This is a genomic window from Streptomyces sp. NRRL S-495 (assembly GCF_000966955.1).
Taxonomy (GTDB): Bacteria; Actinomycetota; Actinomycetes; order Streptomycetales; family Streptomycetaceae; genus Kitasatospora; species Kitasatospora purpeofusca.
Genome location: NZ_JZWY01001048.1, coordinates 1 through 6,437, shown reverse-complemented (window position 1 = coordinate 6,437; position 6,437 = coordinate 1). Strand labels below are relative to the sequence as shown.

4 protein-coding genes and 1 riboswitch are annotated in these 6,437 nt (G+C 75.7%); of the genes, 1 reads left to right on the top strand and 3 read right to left on the bottom strand.

The window, feature by feature from the left end:
* The first annotated feature begins 223 nt into the window (after positions 1–223).
* On the top strand, positions 224–958 hold the full coding sequence (locus VR45_RS38690; RefSeq protein ID WP_052709705.1) for a hypothetical protein: 735 nt from the start codon (positions 224–226) through the stop codon (positions 956–958).
* 118 nt (positions 959–1,076) lie between these two features.
* Here the strand turns inward: VR45_RS38690 and VR45_RS38685 are convergent, their stop codons facing one another.
* The 3 genes from VR45_RS38685 to VR45_RS38675 form a co-directional block, all read right to left on the bottom strand.
* The gene (locus VR45_RS38685; RefSeq protein ID WP_045944643.1) at positions 1,077–1,547 is read right to left on the bottom strand and encodes a hypothetical protein; all 471 of its coding nucleotides are present in this window, start codon (positions 1,545–1,547) and stop codon (positions 1,077–1,079) included.
* A gap of 58 nt (positions 1,548–1,605) precedes the next feature.
* Positions 1,606–2,742 (bottom strand): peptidase, encoded by a 1,137-nt coding sequence (locus VR45_RS38680; protein WP_107084403.1) that lies wholly within the window; start codon positions 2,740–2,742, stop codon positions 1,606–1,608.
* A 106-nt stretch (positions 2,743–2,848) separates the two neighbouring features.
* A riboswitch (cobalamin riboswitch) is annotated at positions 2,849–2,988 on the bottom strand.
* Positions 2,989–3,261: 273 nt separating this feature from the next.
* Positions 3,262–6,012 carry a M4 family metallopeptidase gene (locus VR45_RS38675; protein ID WP_052709704.1) on the bottom strand — a complete coding sequence of 917 codons (2,751 nt, stop codon included), beginning with the start codon at positions 6,010–6,012 and terminating at the stop codon, positions 3,262–3,264.
* Between the last annotated feature and the right edge of the window lie 425 nt (positions 6,013–6,437).

Here is a 6,437-nt window from a genome sequence, read left to right as displayed (position 1 = left end):
GCGCCGACCACGTCGCCGCGCTGCTGGACGGCCGCCCGGACGGCGTGCCGGTGGCGGCCGGCTGACGGACCGTAGGCTCCGACCCTGCCGTTCGGCAGGGGTGGAGCGCCCGGGTGGGCTCGGTAAATGTGCCGATCGGCACATGTGCGGGTGGGGGTGCCGCGACCAGGATTGGGGGCATCGAGAGGGCGGCCGACCGGGCCGCCGGGGAGGGAGACCCACCATGTTCCGCATTCGTACCCGCAACCGTGCCGCCGTCCGGACCGCCCGGGCCACCGCTGCCGCCGGGCTGGCCCTCGCGGCGCTCACGGGCGTCGCGCCGGCCTCTGCCGATGCCCTGTCCGGCGGCTCCGGGCCCGTCGACTCCGGGTCCGTCGCCCCCGGGTCGGTTCACTCCGTGTCCGACGACTCGGTGTCCGTCGACCCCGCGCCCGAAGGCCGGGACGGCCGGCCCGCGCGGCCGGCGACCGTCAGCGGCAGCGCCCGGATCTGGTACGCCTTCTCCCCGGACGACGAGATCTGGTTCACCGTCGACGCCCGGGCGAAGCCGTACTCCCGCCCCCTCCCGGGCACCAAGGCGCCCAACGGGCTGCCCACCGACGCCGTGGGCACGGTCCGCTACTCGCACCGTGTGGGCGCCACCGGGGAGGTGTACAGCGCCGAGGCCGAGGTGGACTGCCTCAGCACCGGCGGCCCGGTCGCCACCCTGACCGCCGTCATCGACACCGAGGGCCACAAGGAACGGATCGGTCTGAGCATCTACCAGGGCAGCGGCCGCGACGGAGCCCGCCTCGGCTTCTCCTGGGGTGTGGCCAACCTCGACATGGACGCCGACCAGAAGCCCTACCAGCCGGTGGTGGGCACCTGCATGGCTCCGGCACCGTTCGCCCCGGTGCTGCGGGGCGGCTTCGCCGTCCACCACGTGGAGTTGGAGGCCCCGAAGTCGCCCGGCCAGTAAGGCGCGGTCCGCCCGCCACCAGGGCGCGGTCCGTCCGACGGGCCGACGGGCAGCGTGCGGACACCCGGCCGCCCCCGGCCGAGCGTCCGCACGGAGAACCCACCGAGCGGGTCCGGGGTCAGGGGGCGGTGATGCCCGGCTGGGCACCGGCACCGAAGGACCAGCCCTCGACCTCGCCCGGGGCCGGGTTGTAGGAGCCGGCACCGAGGTTGCTGTAGGACCACGGGCCGCCGTGCGGGGCGTGCCAGTACGACCAGTAGGCGGTGCCGGTCGGGTTGGTGCAGGTCGTCGGCAGGGTGTTGATCTTGCAGACGAAGCCCGGGAAGCGCGGGTGGAAGGCGTAGGAGAAACCGGCGCCGGTCAGCGCGGCGAGGCCGCTGGCCGGGTCTCCCGGGGCGCAGCCGGTCTCGATGCCGCCACCGAGGGCGGTGAAGTCGACGACCACGGTGACGCCGGAGGTGCCGGTGCAGGCGGCGGCGCGGGCCGGCGGGGCGGTCGCGGTGGAGACGCCGAGCAGGCCGGCGGTGAGGGCCGCGGCGGCGGCGAAGGCGCCGAGGGTACGGCGGGCGGGGCGGACGGAGGTGGTCATGGGCGTGCTCCTCGGGTGCGGCGGGCGGCGGTGGTGCGGGCTCACGGGCGGGCGGCCGTCAGGGGCGCGCGGCCGGGGCCGGGCAGACCAGGGTGGGGGCGGCCGGGCGGGCGCCGTGGGCGCTGAGGCCGACAAGGCCCTGGCCGGAGAGGCCGAGGACGGCCTGAGCGGTGGCCCGGGCGGCGTTGGCGGGGTTGAAGCCGCTCGCGTCGTAGGCGACGGCGCCGCGCACGGCGGGGTCGGCCGAGCAGCCCTGCTGGAGCTTCACCAGGCTGCTCCAGCCCTTGAGGCCGCTGATGAACCGGCCGCCGGGGAGCAGGGCGGAGGTGGCCAGGCCGGTGCTGTTGGCGTTGGAGGCGGTGGCACCGGCCGCGGCGAAACCGCCGTCGGTGTTCTGGTGGGCCGTCAGCCAGTCCAGGCCCGCCTTGGCCTTGGCGCTGCGGCCGGTCGCGGCGAGGGCCTGGGCCGCGAGCGCGGTGGCGTCGGTGTCGGCGGTGCAGGTGGCCTGCCCGAAGACGACGGGGAAGCCGCCGTCGGCGCACTGGGCGGCGGCCAGGAAGTCGACGGCGGAGGCCGGCGCCCCGCCGGGGGTGCGCTGGAGGGCGATCAGGGCCAGGGACTGGCCGAAGGCGTTGCTGTAGTCGCCCCACTGGGAACGGTCGGAGAAACGGCCGCTCGGCGTCAGCAGGGAGCGCAGCCGGGCGGGGAGGTCGACGCCGCCGAAGGCCGTCGGGGCGGTGCCGCGCACCTCGGCGGCCAGCAGGAGCTTGGCGGTGGCACCGGCGTAGGCCTCGGTGGTGCCGTCGCCCAGGTAGCCGCTCAGGATGTCGGGCCGGGCGAGCCAGGCGGTGGCGCGGGCGGCGGCCTGGTCGGCGCTGCCGGCGGCGGCGAAGGCGAGCACGGCGTCGATGGTGAGGCCCTGGTCGGGGTAGGCGGTGCCGTCGAAGACCGACTCGAAGTGGTCGCCGTCGACGAGCTGACGGGCCAGCCAGCCGGCCGCGGCGGCGTCCGGGCGGTAGGTGGTCGCGGCGTCCCCGGAGGCCGAGGAGGGCGAGGAGGCCGGAGCGGTGGCGGCCGGGGCCGGGGCCGGGGCGGCAGCCTGGGCGGCGGTGGCGGCCGGGAGGGTGGCGGTCAGGGCCAGTGCGGATATCGCGAGCAGGCGGAGCGGGCGGCGGCGGAGCGCGGAGGCTGACATGGGAGGCCTTTCCGGGCCTGGGCGCACGGGCGGCCGCCGGCGACCGTGCGGGACAGGATGCCCGACGGCTCCGGGAGCCCCTGGCCGCAGACCACGACGGGAGGAGGGGACACACACCTCCGCCGACGGGTACTCGGGCTCGCCGCCGACTGCCGTCGGCGGCCTACCGTTGCGGGTCAGCGCCGGAATTCGACCGGACTTCCCCCGACGGCGGAGTCAGAACATGACGGCTCATGATGTCGGCTCGGCCGAGAGAGGGTCAAGGCCGGTGCGAGGTCGGGTCGTCACCGGGGCGGGACGGTGCGACGGCCAGGACGTGCGACAGCCGGGACAGCGCGGCGGCCGGTATGGGTGCGACGGCCGAGCCACCGTGCCGGCGGTGTCCGGCGGCACGGTGACGACAAAGGACCCGCCCGGCCGCCGCAGGGATGCGGCGACCGGGCGGGAGACCGGGGCGGACGGGGTCCGGGCTTTCGGGGTCGGAAGCCCTGGTTCGGCCCCCGGGGCAGCCGCCTCCGGTCAGCAGGTGCCGGCCGCGCGCTCGCGCACGACCAGGTCGGTGCGGCCCGCCGTGGCGTCCAGCCAGACCACCCGGGTCCCCCGGTCGGCCGCCGGGAAGTACTGGCCGCCCCGGTTGCAGGACACCCGCTCGGGGGTGCCACCGGTGAGCGGGAGCTGCCAGAGCTTGGGCAGATCGGTGTTCTTGGTGCCGCCCGTCGTCCGGCGGCCTGCCTCTGCGAAGGTGACCGCCCGGTCGGAGGCGGTGAGGCCGGCGATCCGGCGCGGCTCGGAGCCGGCACCGGGCCGGGGACCCGCGGGCAGGAGGTCGGTCACGCCGGAGCCGTCCAGCGCGCCGGAGCGGATCGTGCTGCCCTTCGTCGGGTCGAAGGGCGTCTCGACCCACAGCAGTCGGCCGCCGGCCAGGCGGGTGCTGCCGACCTCGGTCCCGGCGGTGGCGTTCGCGTCGTCCACCACGTACTGGGCGACGACCTTGCCGGTGGCGAGCGAGTAGACGGTCGGCGCGCTCACCGTCCGCTCACCGACCTGCCAGGTCTCGGTCCAGGCGAGCAGGCCGTCGTGGAGGGCGAGACCGGAGGCGCGGTGGCCCTCCGGCAGCGCGATCGGCACCACGGGGGCGCCGTCGCGGGAGATCGCGGGACCGCTGCGGCCGGTCGCGTTGTCCGTCAGGAAGAAGGCGACATCACCGCCGGAGACCCGGACGTCGCCGAGGTACTGGTTCGCGCCGCGGTGGACGCTGCGCACCGGGCCGCCGGCGAGCGGCCGGGCCAGCACCTCCATGCCCCAGCTGCCGTCGGCCCCCGGTCCCATCGCCACCCACGCGGCGGTCGTGCCGTCGGTGGCGGGCCAGCCGTGCGAGCGGCCGTCCTCCGGGCTCAGCCGGGCGGGCTCGGCGGAGCCGGCGACAGCACCCGCGTACACGGCCATGCTGCCCTTGGCGCCCTTGCCCGCGGTGGCCGCCACCCAGCGGCCGGCGGCGACGTCCGGCGCCACGCTCTCGGTGGAGAGTTCGCGCAGCAGCGGCCGGCTGTCCACGCCGATCCGGCGCTGCCAGCCGTCCTTGACCCCGTGGGCGTCGAAGGCTCCGGCCACAGTGCGGAGTTGGGCGCGGTCGAGGCCGAGCGCGCGGCCCGCGGCGAGCACCGCGTTGCGGGCGTCGACGAAGTCGTCCAGCGGGGTCATGTACTCGGCGAGCGCGCGGTAGACCAGGCGGTCGGCGAGAAGCGGGTCGAGGGTGCGCCGGATGTCCCACAACGCGCCCGAGACGATGGTGGAGTTGAGGTGCACGCCGCCGTTGTCGACCCCGGCGGGCGCCCCGATGTAGTCGGCGACGGTGGTGCGGCGGTCGTCCAGCCGACGGCCGGCGCAGGCCTCGGGGGTGCCGGTGCGGCAGAGGTCCTCGCCGAGCAGCGCGGCCCTGGGGTCGGTCATCGCGATGCCTCGGCTGGTCACCTCGATGGCATTGCCGAAGTAGTCGGCGAGGGCCTCGTCGAGGGCGCCGGACTGGCCGAGGTTGACCAGCTCCGCGGTGTACTTGACGACGCCGTGGGTCATCTCGTGACCGGCCACGTCGCGCGCGGCGGAGAACGGGCGGTACTTGCTGCTGCCGCCCCCGTAGATCATCTTCTGACCGTCCCAGTAGGCGTTGTCCATGGGCTGGCCGAAGCTGGTGACATTGACGACGGAGGTGATCGGTCCGGCCTTGCCGTCGATCCCGTCGCGGCCCAGGCGGTCGCGGTAGAAGTCGTAGACGGCGGCGGCGTTGAGGTGGGCGTCGGTGGCGCCGCTGGTGCCGGTGGCGGCCGGGAAGTCGGTGGTCGCCGAGGCGGCCGGGTGGACGTCGGCGGGCAGGGTCCGGTTGAAGTCCATCTCCTCCCGGCCGGCCGCGTCGTAGGTGGTGACGGTGGCGGGGCGAGTGAGGTCGACGAGCTGGTAGGTGCCGTCCGGGAGTCGGCCGATGTTCACCCGGGCGGAGGCGCCGAGGATGTCGGGCGCGGTGCCGGTGGCGGGTTCGAGGGCCGGGGCGGCGGCTGCCGTGTTGGCGGACGCGGCGGCGGCCGGGGCGCCGAGCGGGTACGGGGCGCGCACCTCGTAGGAGAGCGCGACCTCCCCGGCCACGGCGTCCACGAACACCTCCTGCGCCTTCGCCGCCCAGATCGCCGGGTCGCTCCCGCGCACGGTGAAGTGGCGGGCGAGCCGGCCGGCGCCGCCGGGCAGCACCACCAGGCCGTGGTCCTCGGCCGCCGCACCTGCGCGGGCCGCCGGTTCCTGGACCGCGCCGGTCGCGAGCCGTCGCAGCGCCTCCTCCGGCACGGTCTGCACGGTCGGGGCGGTGAGCCCGGTGAAGTACTTGCCGCCGACCGACTCGACCCGCTGTCCGGTGCCCTCGCCGACCAGGTGGACCAGGTACCGGGCCCCGAAGACGGGTATACCGCCGTGCCGCTGCTCGAATCTGACGGTGCGTCGGCCGTCGGCGGCGCGCTCCACACCGGCCTCGGCGAGCTGCGCGGGGTCGACCTGGTAGCGGTCCTGATGGGCGGCCAGATGGGCGCGGGCCGCCTCGGCCGGGTTGTCGCCGGGGGCCGCCTCGGCGAGGCCGGTGACCAGCTGCGGAGCCGCGGTGTCCGACCCTGCGACCAGCCCGGGCACCGGGTCGGCCTCGGCGGACGGTCCCCCGGCCGGTCCGGCGAACGCGGGTGGCACGGCCACTCCGAGGCCGAGCACGGCGGCGATCGCGACGCCGAGCAGCATGGGTCCGGGTGTACGGGAACGGTGATGCACTGCGGTCCTCCCACGGGAAGCGGCCGGCCTGGCGGTATGCCAGGCCATGCATGGACGGCGGACGCCCACCCCCACGGCTCGTCCGTTCTTCGGAGCCGGCGGTCCGCCCTGCGGATCAACATAGGCCATCTCTCTGTATATGTCGATCGACTGCATATGCAGACCGACCGATGCTCCCGCTCCTGACCGAAGACCCGCACCCAACACCTCGCCCCACCAGGGCAGTTGACCCGGCCTCCGAAATCCCGCGCCTCGGATGTCTACATCAAAGTAGACGAATTAGGGCGACCTTAGTAAGGTTCACCTAATCTTCCCGGGCCGCCGTCCGCACGTCGGCCGCAACACCACCGACAAGCGCCCCCGACCGCGCTACCGACCATGCCCCCGACCCTGAC